This is a genomic window from Streptomyces sp. NRRL S-646 (assembly GCF_000720765.1).
Lineage (GTDB): Bacteria > Actinomycetota > Actinomycetes > Streptomycetales > Streptomycetaceae > Streptomyces.
The window spans coordinates 45,301-60,080 of the sequence record NZ_JODC01000036.1; the positions used below are offsets into that span (position 1 = coordinate 45,301).

At 67.3% G+C, this 14,780-nt stretch carries 9 protein-coding genes and 2 pseudogenes; 7 read left to right on the plus strand and 4 right to left on the minus strand.

The annotated features are described in order from the left end of the window. Positions 1 to 273: 273 nt before the first annotated feature. Positions 274 to 624 carry a helix-turn-helix domain-containing protein gene (locus tag IH68_RS0146660; protein ID WP_030949335.1) on the minus strand — a complete coding sequence of 117 codons (351 nt, stop codon included), beginning with the start codon at positions 622 to 624 and terminating at the stop codon, positions 274 to 276. Beyond that, on the minus strand, positions 621 to 1,733 hold the full coding sequence (locus tag IH68_RS0146665; RefSeq protein WP_030949337.1) for a tyrosine-type recombinase/integrase: 1,113 nt from the start codon (positions 1,731 to 1,733) through the stop codon (positions 621 to 623). Before IH68_RS0146665 ends, IH68_RS0146660 begins: the two co-directional genes overlap by 4 nt. 181 nt (positions 1,734 to 1,914) lie before the next feature. On the opposite strand from IH68_RS0146665, the pseudogene IH68_RS58845 reads away from it, so the two are divergent. From IH68_RS58845 to IH68_RS0146680, 5 genes and pseudogenes are all read left to right on the plus strand, one after another. Beyond that, positions 1,915 to 2,235: pseudogene (locus tag IH68_RS58845) on the plus strand (DNA polymerase Y family protein); the annotation flags it as partial. 61 nt (positions 2,236 to 2,296) lie between these two features. After that, positions 2,297 to 3,409, plus strand: a complete 1,113-nt coding sequence (locus tag IH68_RS51030) for a DNA polymerase Y family protein (protein ID WP_234341826.1) — start codon at positions 2,297 to 2,299, stop codon at positions 3,407 to 3,409. Continuing rightward, complete coding sequence (locus tag IH68_RS52220; RefSeq protein ID WP_037886452.1) at positions 3,402 to 5,243, plus strand: PHP domain-containing protein; 1,842 nt, start codon at positions 3,402 to 3,404, stop codon at positions 5,241 to 5,243. Before IH68_RS51030 ends, IH68_RS52220 begins: the two co-directional genes overlap by 8 nt. Beyond that, the gene (locus tag IH68_RS59330) at positions 5,173 to 6,549 is read left to right on the plus strand and encodes a hypothetical protein (RefSeq protein WP_267883793.1); all 1,377 of its coding nucleotides are present in this window, start codon (positions 5,173 to 5,175) and stop codon (positions 6,547 to 6,549) included. Before IH68_RS52220 ends, IH68_RS59330 begins: the two co-directional genes overlap by 71 nt. 1,643 nt (positions 6,550 to 8,192) lie before the next feature. After that, entirely contained in the window at positions 8,193 to 10,430 is a 2,238-nt protein-coding gene (locus IH68_RS0146680; RefSeq protein ID WP_051834096.1) for a pentapeptide repeat-containing protein, read from the plus strand. Between the two features lie 193 nt (positions 10,431 to 10,623). On the opposite strand, the gene IH68_RS0146685 is transcribed toward IH68_RS0146680, so the two are convergent. Further along, positions 10,624 to 11,043, minus strand: coding sequence for a hypothetical protein (locus IH68_RS0146685; protein WP_159403866.1), 420 nt, complete (start codon positions 11,041 to 11,043; stop codon positions 10,624 to 10,626). A 49-nt stretch (positions 11,044 to 11,092) separates the two neighbouring features. Between IH68_RS0146685 and IH68_RS56000 the strand changes: the two are divergent. Further along, a pseudogene (locus IH68_RS56000) lies at positions 11,093 to 11,266 on the plus strand (IS5/IS1182 family transposase); the annotation flags it as partial. A 149-nt stretch (positions 11,267 to 11,415) separates the two neighbouring features. On the opposite strand, the gene IH68_RS59335 reads toward IH68_RS56000, so the two are convergent. Continuing rightward, positions 11,416 to 11,541 carry a hypothetical protein gene (locus tag IH68_RS59335; protein WP_267883794.1) on the minus strand — a complete coding sequence of 42 codons (126 nt, stop codon included), beginning with the start codon at positions 11,539 to 11,541 and terminating at the stop codon, positions 11,416 to 11,418. Positions 11,542 to 11,736: 195 nt separating this feature from the next. Between IH68_RS59335 and IH68_RS51045 the strand changes: the two genes are divergently transcribed. Further along, positions 11,737 to 14,595 (plus strand): ATP-binding protein, encoded by a 2,859-nt coding sequence (locus tag IH68_RS51045; RefSeq protein ID WP_159403867.1) that lies wholly within the window; start codon positions 11,737 to 11,739, stop codon positions 14,593 to 14,595. The last annotated feature ends 185 nt before the right edge of the window (positions 14,596 to 14,780 follow it).

Sequence of the window (14,780 nt, forward strand, 5' to 3'; positions counted from 1 at the left end):
ACGGGCCGTCCGGCGTGCGCGAGTCGGCCCAGCTGCGTCGGCCGCAGCGGATACAGATCACCTGCACGTCCGGCTCGTGCCGGTAGCAGCGCAGGCACAGCGGCCCCTCGGCCAGGCGCCGGTTCACCGGCCGAAGCCGTCCGCAGCGAATGCACGGCTCCTGGCGCCGTCGCGCGTAGCACGCCTTGCACAACCCGCCGCTCTCGCCGACCAGGCGCAGCTCCAGCCCGTCACGCCGGCACTCTGTGCAGCGCCCGCGGGGCCGCTGGTAGCTCAGTTCGACTCCTCGGGCGGCTTGACGATCCGGGCGCGTACCGGCCGCAGCTCACCGACGCCGGTGCTCCCGGCATGCTGGTCGCCGACCGCGGCGTCCTGGCGCTGGGACTGCGGGAGTTCGAACGGTTCGATGAGGTCGTTGGGTGTGCAGGTCAGGATGTCGCACAGGGCAACGAAGACCTCCATGTTCAGCCGCTGGGGCGGCTGGGTCACCAGCCGGTAGACCTGCTCACGGGACAGGTGCACGCCCCGCTCGGCGAGCCGTGGCACCAGCTCGGAGGTCTGGAACATGCCCCGGGCGGCCATCAGCTGCCGCAGGTGCCAGTGAAAGGTCATCTTCCGCGTCATCGCGGGCCGCCTCCTTGTGGTGCGTAGACCCGGGCCAATGCCCGGGCCAGTATCTGGTTTTTGAAGTCGTTGCTCACCGAGGTGTAGATCGCCGTCGCCGACGCACTGCGGTGGCCGACCTGCTCGCGCACGAACTGTTCCGGATAACCGAACTCGATCAAGTGAGTGATGTAGCTGTGGCGCAGGCAATGTGGCACCAGGGCCTTGTCCAGGCCGAGTTCGTCGCGCAGCTCGGCGAACCGCGTGTCCACGTAGTCCACCGACACCCGGCTGGCCCGTTCGGTCAGCCACAACGCCGGATGCCCCGCCCCGCGCATCCGCGGCCGGGCCTCCTCCACCCACTGGGTCAGGCCCTCGATCGCCCAGTCGAACTCCGGCACGCTCAGCACGGTGCGCCGGCGTGGCGGACTGCCGCGCACCGCCTTGCCGTAGCGCACGTGCAGCGACCCGTACCGGCCCCACTCCTGCACGTGCGGATTCGGCCGCAGATCCGGAAGGTCCAGGCGGACCAGCTCCCGACGGCGCAGCCCCCAGGCGTACTTGACCTTGAACAGCATCGCGTCCCGCAACGCCGCCATCGCGCCCTTACGGCCCCTGTCCACGATCCGCTGCACCCGGGCATCCGCATGATCGAAGAACGCCTGCAGCTCCTCGTGCGTCATCGGCCGCCGCTCGGGACGGCCCTCGTACTCATTCAGATGGGCGACGGTGTTGTACTCGTGGCAGATCTGTACTGGGGCCTGGCCGAAGCGTTCCAGGCACGTCGCCTGCCAGCCGTAGCGGGCATCGACGAGGTAGTCGCAGAACAAGCCCACGTCCATCTGGTAGCCCCGGATCGTCGAGTGCGCTCGCTGCTTGGCGCACAGCGCCACGGTGAAGTCCTCGACATCGCCGGGTCCCCAGCTCCACGGGTAGTCGCCGCTGAAGTCCCGGAAGCGCCGCAGCAGCGACAACCGCGGATTGATCATTGTGGGCTGCAGGAACCGGCTCTGCTGCTGCCTCGCCCAGCCCTCCAGCATCGCCTCGAACACGGCTGCGGCCTCGTCGAGATGGATCACCCCCTCGGCGAGCACCAGGTGCGCCGCGCCCGGCATGTCCAGTCGGCGCATACCACCTCCCGCTGTTGCATCAGATGCAACATTGTTGTGCTAGGGCCAGCGTTGGGGCAACCCTGCAGGTCGTGGCGACAGCACACCGCTCCGTGCCCGACGTCGCGAACCGGACGTTGCAGGCGGGGTGTTGCATCAGATGAATAGTCCGGAGAACGTGCGTGCGCTAGTGATCTGGGCGATGGACTGGCCCGTGGTGGCCGCGGGTGCGGATCATGCGGAGCCGGTGGCGATCGTCGCGCGGGAGCGGGTGGTGGCCTGTTCGAAGGCGGCTCGCCGCCAGGGTGTGAAGCGCGGGATGCGGGTACGGCAGGCATCTGGACGCTGCCCCCAGCTCAGACTGCTCGACCGCGATCCCGAAGGGGAGATGCGGGCGTTCGAGCCAGTGCTGCGGCTGCTGGAGAAGCGAATCGCCCCGCACATGGAGGTCCTGCGGCCGGGTCTGGTCGCCCTGCCCGCCCGCGGGCCCGCCCGGTACTTCGGCGGCGAGGACGCCCTGGCCGAGCAGATCACCACCGTGCTGGCGGAAGCCGGGATCGAGGCGCGTACCGGGGCGGCGGAGCGTGTTCGCCGCCGCTCTGGCGGTGCGCGCCCCTCAGGCCGGCCAGCTGGTGCCGATCGGGCAGACCGCGGCCTTTCTGGCCCCGTATCCGGTGGGGGTGCTGGGCCGACCGCGGCTGTCTCAGCTGCTGCCCCGCCTGGGCATCGCCACGTTGGGGGCGTTCGCGGCACTGCCGGGCGAGCGGGTGCTGGCCCGGTTCGGGCAGGATGCCGCCGCGGCCCAGCGCACCGCCCGGGGCCTGGAGGCCCGGCCGCTGAACGTGTCCGGGGCGGAGCAGGACTACAGCGTGACGCAGGCGTTCGAGCCGGCCGAGGACAACCTCGAGCCGGTCGCATTCATCGCCAAAGCGCTCGCCGAACAGCGACACGCCCGCCTCGCGCGGGTCGGCGCGGTGTGCGCCAGGCTGCAGGTCGAAGTGGGGCTCGCGACCGGGCTGCGTCTGTCGCGGCTGTGGCGGCACGAGGGGCGGCTCTCGGCGCTGGCGGTGGCCGAGCGGGTGCGCTGGCAGATCTCCGCCTGGGCCGAGACCGGGCAGCTCGATGCCGCCGCGGCGGGGATCACCACACTGCGGCTGGTCCCGGAGGGACTGTCGGCAGCGACCGACAGGCAGTCGCTGCTGTTCGGGCCGCGGATCGCGCCGCAGGAGCTGGAGCACGCCGCGGGACAGCTGCAGGCGATGCTCGGGCACCGCGCGGTGGTGCGCCAGGAACTCGCCGGCGGGCGTGGCCCGGGCGAGCGGGTCGTGACCATCCCCTATGGCGACGCGCGCTCGCGCCCCCGGGTGGAGGGGACGTGGCCGGGGCGGCTGCCGGCCCCGCATCCGGCCGTCGTCTATCCCACCCCGCGCCCCGCCCGGCTGCTGGCGGCGGATGGCAGCCCGGTCGGGGTAAGCGGACGCGCTCTGCTCTCCCAGCCCCCGGCCGCGCTGTCCATCGACGGCGTCGCGCCGGTCGCGGTGACCGGGTGGACCGGACCGTGGCCGGTGCTGGAGGACTGGTGGATCCCCGCCCAGGCCCGCCGCCTGGCTCGGCTGCAGCTCGCGTGCGCGGACGGCCGCGCCTGGCTCCTGCACATCCGGGAGGGCCGATGGGCGGTCGAGGCCCTCTATGGCTGACCGCCACGGGACGGTGCTGCGCTTCCCCCATCCACGCACCACGCCACCGCCCGGCGGCGGCTGGGCGGAGCTGCATGTGCACTCGGCCACCTCCTTTCTCTTCGGCGCCGACCACGTGGAGGCGCTGGTCGCCGAGGCCGGCCGCCTCGGCACCGAGGCCATCGCGATCACCGACACCAATGGGCTCTACGGCGCCAGGCGCCTGGCGCAGGCCGCCGTTGAGCACGGCGTCGGCACCATCTACGGCGCCGAACTCACCCTCGACCAGAGCCTCGGGTCGATCGTTGTTCTCGCCCGCAGCCTGCTGGGCTTCACCCGCCTGTCCGCGGCGATCAGTGCCGGGCAGCTGGCCGGCGCCAAGAACGCCCCGCTCTACGACCTCGACGCGCTGGCGGCTGCCGCACACGAGGGCGAGTGGGCGATCCTCACCGGCTGTCCCACGGTCGGTGAAGCGGCGTACGACACCGACGCCCTCCACACGCGGATCGACCGGCTGACCGAACTCTTCGGCCGCACCCATCTGCACGCCGAACTCGTCGACCACCGCCTGCCGGAGGACGGCCCGCGCAACGCCGCCCTGCACGCGGCGGCCAAGCGGTGGCGGCTGCCGGTGGTGGCCACCAACGCGGTCCGCTACGCGGCTCCGCGTTCCGCGCGTCTGGCCGCGGCGCTGACCGCGTTGCACCGCCGCGAGAACCTCGACACCGCCATCGGGGAACTGCCGCCGGCCCCGACGGCGCACCTGCGCAGCGCCGAGGAGATGCGCATCGTCATGGCCCGCTACCCGCAGGCCGTCGCATCGACTGTCGACCTCGCCCGCAGCAGCGTCATCGACCTGAACAAACTGCGCCCGCAGCTGCCGGACTTCGACGTGCCCGCCGGCCACACACCCGACAGCTACCTGCGCCACCTCGCCGAGGCCGGCTGTGCCCGCCGCTACGGTCCGCGCACCGCCCCCTCTGCCGCGGCGGCCTGGAAACAGCTCGACTACGAGCTGTCCGTCATCTGCAACATGGGCATGCCAGGCTACTTCTTGATCTGCTGGGACATCACCCAGTACGCGGCCGAGCAGGGGATCTGGTGCCAGGGCCGCGGCAGCGCCGCGTCCTCAGTGGTCTGCTACGCCCTGGGCATCACGTCCGTCGACGCACTCAAACACGGCCTGCTCTTCGAAAGATTCCTGCACGCGGAAAAGGCCGACCCGGACATCGATATCGATTTCGAGAACGACCGCCGAGAGGAGGTCATCCAGTACCTCTACACCAAATACGGCAGGTCGCACTGCGCCCAGGTGGCGAACCTCATCACCTACCAGCCCCGGTTGAGTCTGAGGGACTCGGCACGTGCGCTCGGCTATCCGATGGCACGGATCAACGAGATGACCCGTCATATCCACCACGATCCCCCCGGCCCCGAGGCCGACATCCCCGACGATGTGCGCTCCCTCGCCGGGCAACTGCATACACTGCCGCGGCATTTGGGTGTCCACGTCGGAGGGATGATGCTGACCCGCCAGCCGATCGGGGACATCATGCCGGTCGAATGGGCCACACGCGAAGGCCGCTCGGTCCTGCAGGGCGATAAAGACGATGTGGCCGCCGCCCGACTTCTAAAGATCGACATCCTGGGGTTGGGCATGTTGGCCGCCCTGCACACCGCGTGCAACCTGATCGCCGAACACCATGGAATCACCGTGAATATGGCCTCCATCCCGCAGGACGACCCGGACGTGTATGCCATGATCGCCGCAGGCCGGACGATCGGTGTCTTTTCAGGCCGAGTCGAGGGCACAGGTCTCGACGCTGCCGCAACTGCAGCCGCGCTGTTTCGATGACCTCGCGGTGGCCGCCTCGATCATCAGGCCGGGCCCGATTCAGGCGGGATCAAAGCACCCCTATTTGCGGCGGCGGGCCGGTCTGGAGCCGGTGACTTATCCGCATCCGCTCGCCGAGCCTGCACTGTCCAAAACGCTCGGAGTACCGTTGTGGCAAGAGCAGGCCATGGCGCTGGCTATAGACTGCGCAGGTTTCACCCCGGGTGAAGCGGACCGCCTCCGTAAGGCAATGGCCGCCAAAAACTCCCCGGAAAGGGTGGCGCAGTTGCGCGGCCGGCTGCTCACCGGTATGGCTGGCAAGGGCATCGACCGCGTCGCCTCCGAGCGCATTGTCGGCATGATAGAAGCGTTTTCGGATTATGGATTTCCGCAATCTCACGCGCAGTCGATGGCGGGTATTATCTATGCCAGCGCCTGGGTCAAGCACCACTATCCGCACGCCATGCTGGCTGGGATTATGGCGCATCTCCCGATGGGTTTCTACGACTCCCAGACCCTTATCCAGGACGCCAAGCAGCATGGCATCGAGGTCCGCAGCGTCGACATCCAGCGCTCCGGCGTGCACGCCACGCTCGAGCCTCACGCCGATCAGCCGACGCGGCGGCCTGCGATCCGCCGAGGACTGACCTCGGTGACCGGGATCAGTGAGCTGATCGCCGAGCGGATCCTGACCGCGCGCGGCCCTTCGGCCTTCCGCTCGGTGGCCGACGTCGCCCGCCGCACCCGGCTGCCGGCGAAGCTGATGGAGCAGCTGGCCACCGCCGGCGCGTTCGACGGGCTCGGCATGGACCGGCGCACCGCGCTGTGGTCCGCTGGCACCTACACCGGCGAGATCCAGGACGTCCTTCCCGGATTGGGCGACCTGGCACTCGCGCCGGAGCTGCCGGCCATGACCGCGGCCGAGACCACCGCCGCCGACCTCGACGCCTCCGGCGCCAGTGCTACCGCCCACCCCGCGCAGCACCTCCGCCCCCTGCTGTCCTCGCGCGGCGCGCTGCCCGCACGCGCGGCCCGTGACCTGGCCGACCAGACCCGGGTACAGGTCGGCGGACTGGCCAAGTACATCCAAAGGCCCCCGACGGCCAAGGGGGTGGCGTTCGGAGCCCTGGAGGACGAGACCGGCATGATCAACCTGGTGTTCTCGCCCCCGGTCTGGGACCGCACACGCGAGGTTGTTCTCGGCGCCCCCGCAGTTGTGCTGGAGGGGCACATCGAGCGCGACCGCGGCTCGGTCAACATGATCGTGCACCGCGCACACGCCCTGGCGGGCCACGCACGCGCTCATCAACCGGGGCGATTCCGGTGACGATCCGCGGAGAAACAAAGGTTCAACCCGCGCCCACGACAACGCCCCCGGAATGCCGCGCTCGAGGTCTTCAGCAACTACTCCGCGGCCAGCTCGACCAGCGCGCGATCCTGCTCGTTCTGCAACTCATTGCTCATGCGCCGGAACGTACGTCCAGGAGCGCCGGCTACGCATCAACTCGACTTACTCGCCCAGGCCAACCGTGATCCAACCGTCACCGGTTGCACGAACGCCCCGACCGCGAAGGTCGGGGCGTTCATGGAGGCTCTCACGCAGGCCGTCCATGCAGCGATACGCGTGTCTCATTTTATGAAACGCAAGTACATTTTTCGGTGGCACTAGGCCAAGGAATCCGCAGGTCAGGGACGGCAGTCCCGCCGGATCGAGCATTCAACTCGCCTTGTCGGGGCGCCTCGTGGACCGCCGCTGTCCGTGCCGCAGAGACCTAAGCGGACCGCGTCACGCTTCATTCCCTGCCTCGCGTCGCGGGACACGACCTTGAAACTAGGCCCATTTCGTCATATTGAGGCACGTCATCGGCGTCCGCGGCCTGCGCGAGGGCCGTCGCCTACGCCACCGGCCGGGACGGCATCAGCTTTCGGCCACCTGAACACCCCCGCTGTACCCCCGATCAGCCCGATCGGGGGTACAGCGGGTCTGCCTCCAAACGGCTCTGCATGTCTTGCAACAACGGCTTAACTTCCCACGTCACGACGGGGTAGCCGGGCCTTGCAGGCGCGACTTCCGCCGGAGCCCGGAAGGCCGTTTGAGGCATCAGTTGCGACCCTTGCAGGCGACAACTCGCCCCAGATGGCACAATCTTGGGCATGTGAGTGGGCGTCAACTGAGGCCCAACGCAAGAGGAGCCCCGTCCCGGCAACGGTTCCTACGCCACTGGCCGGGGGGGCTCCCTTGCAGCCACCCATCCATCACCCAAAAGGACAGAAGGGAAGCACATGAAAGATGGTAAACCCCGCGCAGACAGGACATCTACGAAGCTCCGAGCCTGGGCGCGGCGGCTCTGGTCTGTCGGCCTCCAAGACCTCAACAACGAGGCTCTCCGGGGTGCTGCCTACCGAGCCGGTAGCGGAGTAGTCACGGTTCTGATCCTCTGGATGGAAAGCCGTCGCTGACCGCGAGGTGCCTACCCGTCGCAGTCCTGCGTGCCTAAGTGCATGACAAGGGCCACGTACAACGGCGCACGTCCACGCACTTTCAGGTACAGATAGCGCAGGTCAGCGCCCCGTTCCTTGCTGGCCTCACCGCTACCAAGATTGCTTCGGGACGAAGAGGCCGTGGGTTCAAATCCCCCCAACAGAGAAACGGCAGGTCAGGGGCCCGATTCGCATCGCGGCTCGGGCCTCTTGGGAGCCGAGTTCGGGACGTGGCTCCCGGATCGGTTCCCGGCTTGCCGCGACTGGAACGCATACCTGGCCAGCCGCGCCTCACCGCCGTACTCACCCCCTCTCGTCCGTCACGCCAAGCGAACCCCGTTCGGTGTGCCACCGCCAACGCGGCAGCGCAAGCGCGGGCTTGCTTCTGTCGATGTGCGCCTGCGCCTCTCCAGCCGGAACTGGCCGGGCGCGGCCATTCGTCCTCCTGACGAGACCCGGACCAGTACATGACAGTGGAGCAGCCACGCCATGAGCACACCCCCTCCCCATATCCTCGTGCCGCTGTCCTGGCCGCACTGCGCTCAAGGCGCGGGCTCCGCCACCGATCCCTTCTGCCGCGGCATTCGCATTCCAGGCCGCGCCTTGTGCCTCGCCCACCTGACCGACGCAGACCGAGATGCTTACCTGGCCGGCCTTGCGCCCGGCACCGACGTCGACCACCGCGGCACCCCCTTAACTGAAGAGCTTCTGACCCGGCTCCTTGATGCACTCCGCGACCCCACGACCGCGAAACCTCGTCTCGGCAAGGCATGGTTCGAGGAAGCACAGTTCTCCGGTGACGCCCGATTCGACGGGGCGCAGTTCTCTGGCGACGCCCGTTTTGGAGGAGCGGAGTTCTCCGGCATCGCCGGGTTTGCCAGGGCGCAGTTCTCCGGCGCCGCTTGGTTCGGCGGGGCACAATTCTCTGGCAGCGCCATTTTCTTCAAGGCACATTTCTCCAGCGCCGCCGGGTTCGAAGGGGCGCAGTTCTCCGGTGACGTCCGGTTTGGCGAGGCGAAGTTCTCCAGCACTGCCTGGTTCGGCGAGGCGCAATTCTCCGGCACCGCCGGGTTCGTCAGCGCACAGTTCTCCGGTAGCGCCGGGTTCGAAGCGGTGCAGTTCACCAGCGACGCCGGATTCGGACGGGCGGAGTTCTCCGGTGACGCTCGGTTTGACGAGGCGGAGTTCTTCAGCACTGCCTGGTTCGGCGAGGCGCAATTCTCCGGCACCGCTGGATTCGTCAAGGCACGCTTCTCAAGTGGCGCCGGATTCGGCGAGGTACAGTTCACCGGCGACACCCGATTCAATAAAGCACAGTTCACGGGCATCGCCGGTTTTGCCGAGGCGCAGTTCGACGGCGACGCCGATTTTACCGAAGCGGAGTTCTCGTCCACCGCCAGGTTCGTCAGGACGCGATTCTACGGTGGTGCCGTTTTCGGCGGGGCGCAATTCTGTAGTGACGCCGAATTTGCCGAGGCAGAGTTCTCCGGTGACGCTCGGTTCGACGAGGCACAGTTCTCCAGCGATGTCCGATTCGGCGAGGCGCAATTCTCCGGCACCGCCGGGTTCGTCAAGGTGCAGTTCTTGGCTAACTCGTGGCTGGGACCGATTGTCTGCTCGGGGGCGTTGGATCTGTCAGGTGCCGTGTTCGGGGTGCCAGTAACGTTGGAGATCGCAGCGCGTGAGGTGTACTGCGTGAGGACTCGGTGGGAGGCGACGGCAACCGTGCGCTTGCGCTACGCCACAGCAAATTTCAGCCATGCGGTGTTGTCAGCCCCAGCAGCAGTCACCGCCCACCCAATTCCCTTCACCACCAACTTCGGCCGAGCCGCCGAGGAGAACGGCTTCTCCGGCTCAGCAGGAGTAAGAGTGGCTTCGGTACAGGGCGTGGACGCCGCGCACCTGGTCCTGACCGACACGGATCTGAGTGACTGTCTGTTCTCCGGAGCCTTCCACCTCGACCAACTACGCCTGGAAGGCCGCTGCACCTTCGCACCCACCCCCACCGGCTGGCAGCATCGCGGAATCTGGCCAGCGCGGTGGACCCGCCGACGCACGCTGGCGGAGGAACACCATTGGCGCGCGCAGACCGCCGACCTGCCCACCCCACCCTCAGGTATCACCAACACAACACGGCAGTGGCATCCCGGCCCCCACCATCCCGACCCCGATCTCACACCCGACCCCGAAGACGTCGCTGCCCTCTACCGCCAACTGCGCAAAGCTTTCGAGGACGGCAAGAACGAACCCGGAGCCGCCGACTTCTACTACGGCGAGTGCGAGATGCGCCGCCACGACCGCACCGGCACCCCGAAAGGCGAACGGCATCTGCTGTGGGGCTACTGGCTGCTGTCCGGCTACGGCCTGCGTGCCTCCCGCGCGTTCACCTGGCTGCTCGCCGCGATGTCGCTAACTGTGCTGCTCCTTATGGGTGTCGGCCTACCTACCCATACCCCCGACCCCGTTACCGCGGGGACTCTCCACGGCAGCGACATCAGCCTCACCACCAGCACCCCTAACCCCGCCCTGAAAGCCACATGGTCGCAGCGCATGACCTGGACCCGCGCGGAGAAAGCCACCCTCGTCGCCGTCAACTCGGTGATCTTCCGCTCCTCCGGGCAAAACCTCACCACCGCCGGCACTTACATCGAGATGGCCTCACGCCTCCTCGAACCCACGCTGCTCGCCCTCGGAGCCCTCGCCATCCGCGGGCGCATCAAACGCTGATCCACGCCGCCTACAGGTCGTTCAGCCGGTCGCCAGCCGCTGAGGCATACCCCCCTACGTCTTCGTGCGGCGGAGGAATACCGCGCACCTGCACTTGGAATATATGATGGGTACCAGCAGGCCGAGCCGACTTGAAGCCGGAGCATCTGCATCCATTTGAGGCGTGGAGTGCCGTCTTCAACGCCTGGTGGCGCTAGTTCAGAAGTCGCCGGAGCGTCGCGCTGACCGAGTGCAGCCTGCTCGAATTTCCCATATAGCGTCCGTAAGACAGCTTTCCTTGGGCCTGAAGATCGTTAAGAATCTGCTCCACCACCAGGGGCGGAGTTTCTGTGCGTGCGGCGAGGCAATCGATGACCGCGCTACTCGTCGGCTGGTCGTTGACAAGCTCGGCGATGACCGCTCGGCGGTGCTCCTCGGCTTTCGGTAGCACGGTGGAGATCCCGGCGCGGTAGCCCTTTCGGGTCAGGTGATAGTCATGGGCGCCGCTGGCCCGAAGCGTCACGTCAACGTAGTCCCGCTCGGCGAGCATGTACATGCTCTCCTCCACCTGCTCGTCGCTGAGACCAGCGTCGTTGGCCCGAGACTTCACCGCAGCCCAGCTGCGCAGCGTCATCGCATTAGACGCCATTTCAGTTGGCGTGATCTTGCGGCAATCTGAGGCGATGACCGCTGCGCTTGTCGAACGGTCGGCGCCAGAAGACCTGTGGGAGCTGTTCCAGCGGGTCGTTCCACCGGCTCCGGAACGCCCGCAGGGTGGTGGACATCGTTGGCGAGAGGGCCGTGAGGTGCTGGCCGCGATCATCTTCGTGGCCACACCTGGAACCGAGTTCGTCCAGGACCAGGCGGTCGAGCTTGGCCCACACCCGGGCCTCGCTCCATTCCGTAAACCGGCGGCAGGCGGTTACTCCCGACAGCCCGATACCCGGCGGCAGTTGCCAGGGTGGCCTGCTCCCCGGCAGATCACGCAGCTCGGTCGGGACATTACTCAGCGGTCGAGCCACCAGCCGACCAACGCCCGCATAGTGCCGGACGCGGCACCGGCAATGATGCGCGCAATCAACGTCAGAGCTTCGGAACGCGTCTCGCGCTTGACCGTGATCTTGCGGTTCATGACGACCTCTCCCTGATGGGTACAGAGTCGGCAGCCGATCGCTGCCGAGCTGGTGCCATGAGCCCCCTTCCGGAGGGATTCCGGCGACATCCGGTCCGCTCCGATGTCCAACATGCCTGGTAGAAACGGCTGTTTTGGCGTCCGGTCGGGTATATCGTCCGGAATCGGAGTGGATCCGGAAGGCGGGGCATGTCCATGGGGGAACACGCCGAGCGATTCTGGGATGAGTTGCACAAGGTGTACGAGGAGGCACGGAGGCCGACCCTCGAGAGATTGGTGGCGCTGGGCAGCCAACAGCAACGCCGCCTCATCATCTCCAAGTCGACGATCAGCGACTGGCTGACGAGGAAGACAGTCCCCGGCACGAGGCAAGCCCCCTACTTCAGCGTTCTGGCGGCATTTTTACAGGGCAGGGCGGTGCAAGAAGGCGGCGGATACGCGGCCCGGTCGAAGGAGTGGTGGGAGCAACTCCTCACCCGCGCACAGGAGGAGCGTTCCGCTGCACGCGGCGGGCGCCCCCGTACAGCCGCGCCTGCGGCCACGCCCGTCGGGCCGGTGACACTACCTCCACGCGTGGCCGCATTCACTGGCCGAATGGCCGTGCTGGAGGAACTGCTGGACTGGCTGGACCCTGACGGCTGCGCAGCCGAGTCGGCGATCGTCGTCTCATCCGTGGCGGGCATGCCGGGGGTCGGCAAGACAGCTCTTGCCATCCAGGGAGCTCACCAAGCCCTTGAACGCCGCTGGTTTCCCGGAGGGATCCTCTTCGCCGACCTACACGGCTACAGCCACAGCGACGCCCTCGACTCCTGCGCGGCAGCTGATCAGTTTCTGCGGGCGCTCGGCGTCAGAGCCAAGGAAATACCCCCCACACCGAGCGAGAAGCAGGACGCTCTGCGGCTTCTGCTCAACGACCTGGCCCAGCGCGGGCGTCCCCTGTTGATGGTGCTGGACAACGTCCGCACTCTCCAGCAGATCGAAGGGCTGCTGCCGGCGCCTCCGCACCGTGCCTTGGTGACCTCGCGCCACAAACTGTCCATGCTCGCGGCCCACCACATCGACCTGCATCCCTTGGAACAAGGAGAGGCCGTCGCCCTCCTGGAAGCGGCCTTGCGGACACGCGGCACAACCGATGAGCGAATGACCGGCCAGCCGGAAGCAGCGCGACGTCTGGCTGACCTGTGCGGACAACTTCCGCTGGCACTTCGGATCATCGCCGCGCTTCTGCGGGACGAACCGGAACGGCCGTTGAGCGATCAGGCCGACGAACTCGACGGCGTGCGGACACGCCTGGACGTGATGCAGTACGAGGGAGAAGATCGCCCCTTGGCCGTCCGTGCGGCGTTCGAACTGTCCTACCGGCACCTTTCTGACAGGCAGGCGCGGGCGTTCCGGCTGCTCTCGGTGGCCTCGGGCCCGGACATTTCGACGGCATCGGCAACCGCTCTGCTGGGGCAGCCCGATGCCCGGCGTTGCTTGGCCGACCTCGCTCGTGTGCATCTCCTGCAATCCGCCTCCGAGGAACGGTGGTCCCTGCACGACCTCCTCCGTCTCTTCGCCACCGAACACGGTGCCGCCCAAGCCGAGGCTGATCAGCGTGATGCTGCCAGGACCCGCCTTCTGGATCACTACCTCGTCACCGCCAAGGCCGCCGCAGAGCACGGGTACGAGTCGGTCGAGCAGTCCGCTACGGCCGGGTTCACCGAGCGCTCCGAAGCGGTGGCCTGGCTAGACGCCGAGCGGGCCAACCTCATTGCCGAGGCGCTTTCGGCTGAGGATCACCCAGTCAACCGCGAACTCCACATCGCCCTGATCTGGTACTTCAACACATACCGCCACTTCGAGGACTGGGCGGCAATATGCAACAGGGCGATCGAAAAGTTCGGAGACCTCGGGAATTTGCGACAGCAAGCCGAGGCGCTGTCAGTCGCCGCCATCGCATTCCGGGAAATGCGTCACTTCGTCAAGGCTGTGGATGCCCATCGTCATGTCCTCGACTTCGCTCGGGACGCCGATGATCCACGTCTCGAGGCGGTGGAGTTAAACAACCTCGGGTCCACTCTCCGGGAGATGCGTCGCATCGACGACGCTATCAACGCCCACCGCACCGCAGCGCAGATCGCCCACAGAATCGACGAGCCCGGCCTGGAGGCGGCTGCACAGCTCAATCTCGCGACGGCTTTGCGACTAGCCTGGCGCTACGACGAAGCACTCGCCGCGTCCGTTGCCGCCGCCGACCTGTTCCAGGAAGCCGGCACCACGGCAGACGCGGGATCAGTGCTCGTCGGGCTCGGATCGACCTTGCAGGAATTGGGCAATTTCGAGCTTGCCGCTGAGTATCTCACCGAGGCGGCTGATGCGGCTCACAAGGCGGGCGACAGCTACATCGAAGCAGTGGCGCTCAACAAGCTCGGGCACCTTCTTTATGAACAAGGAGCATGCGAAGCAGCCATCGACGCCCTTACGAAGGCCAATAGCTTGTTCGAAAGCGTGGGCGCTCGGCACGCCGCAGCGATGGCACTCAGCAGCCTGGGAGTCGCACTCGCCGGGGCTCAACGTATCGACGACGCGGTGGCAGCGCACTCCGCCTCGGTCGAGGCACTGCAGCACACCGAAGACCGCCGCGCCGAAGCCATGGCATGGGGAAACCTGGGGAACACCCTGGCCGCAGCACAACGTTTCGATGAGGCCATGGATGCCCATGACACCGGTGCCGCTGTGTTCGAGGAGCTCGGTGACCGGCACAGCGAGGCGATGGCCATGGTGAATGCGGGCGCCGTTGCACACGAGCTTGGCCGCCCGGAACAGGCTGCTGAGTTGAACGCGGCCGCCGCGGAGGTTTTCTTGCAGGAGGGCGATGTACGAAGGGAGGCTATGGCCCTGATCAACCTCGGGCGGAGTCTGCAGCAGTGTCATCGCCTCGACGAATCTCTGAACGCCCTGATGACTGCACTACTCCTCTGCCAGCAAATAGGTGACGGTCAGCATGCGGCCATGGCACTGCGGGACCTGCAGCAACTGGAAGACGAACTCAGCGGCATTCGTACACTCTGATGGATGATGTCGCGAGTTCCTCGGACATCTCGCGATGCGGAGCCCCGTCGATACTCGCGTGTTGGCCTCCATACCGCCGACCTTCAGCTACTGAACTTGATTGGGTGATGTCGGGGCCGGCTGCCCGACCTGAGTCGCCTGGCTCGCGGGCCTATGGGTGTTGCCGGGCAGGACCATCGGGAGAG

What these genes read in the sequence shown, in the direction of transcription:
- IH68_RS0146660 (WP_030949335.1), bottom strand. Translation starts at nt 624, where the DNA reads ATGACGCGGAAGATGACCTTTCACTGGCACCTGCGGCAGCTGATGGCC.
- IH68_RS0146665 (WP_030949337.1), bottom strand. Translation starts at nt 1,733, where the DNA reads ATGCGCCGACTGGACATGCCGGGCGCGGCGCACCTGGTGCTCGCCGAG.
- IH68_RS52220 (WP_037886452.1), top strand. Translation starts at nt 3,402, where the DNA reads ATGGCTGACCGCCACGGGACGGTGCTGCGCTTCCCCCATCCACGCACC.
- IH68_RS0146680 (WP_051834096.1), top strand. Translation starts at nt 8,193, where the DNA reads ATGAGCACACCCCCTCCCCATATCCTCGTGCCGCTGTCCTGGCCGCAC.
- IH68_RS0146685 (WP_159403866.1), bottom strand. Translation starts at nt 11,043, where the DNA reads ATGACGCTGCGCAGCTGGGCTGCGGTGAAGTCTCGGGCCAACGACGCT.
- IH68_RS59335 (WP_267883794.1), bottom strand. Translation starts at nt 11,541, where the DNA reads ATGAACCGCAAGATCACGGTCAAGCGCGAGACGCGTTCCGAAGCTCTG.
- IH68_RS51045 (WP_159403867.1), top strand. Translation starts at nt 11,737, where the DNA reads ATGGGGGAACACGCCGAGCGATTCTGGGATGAGTTGCACAAGGTGTAC.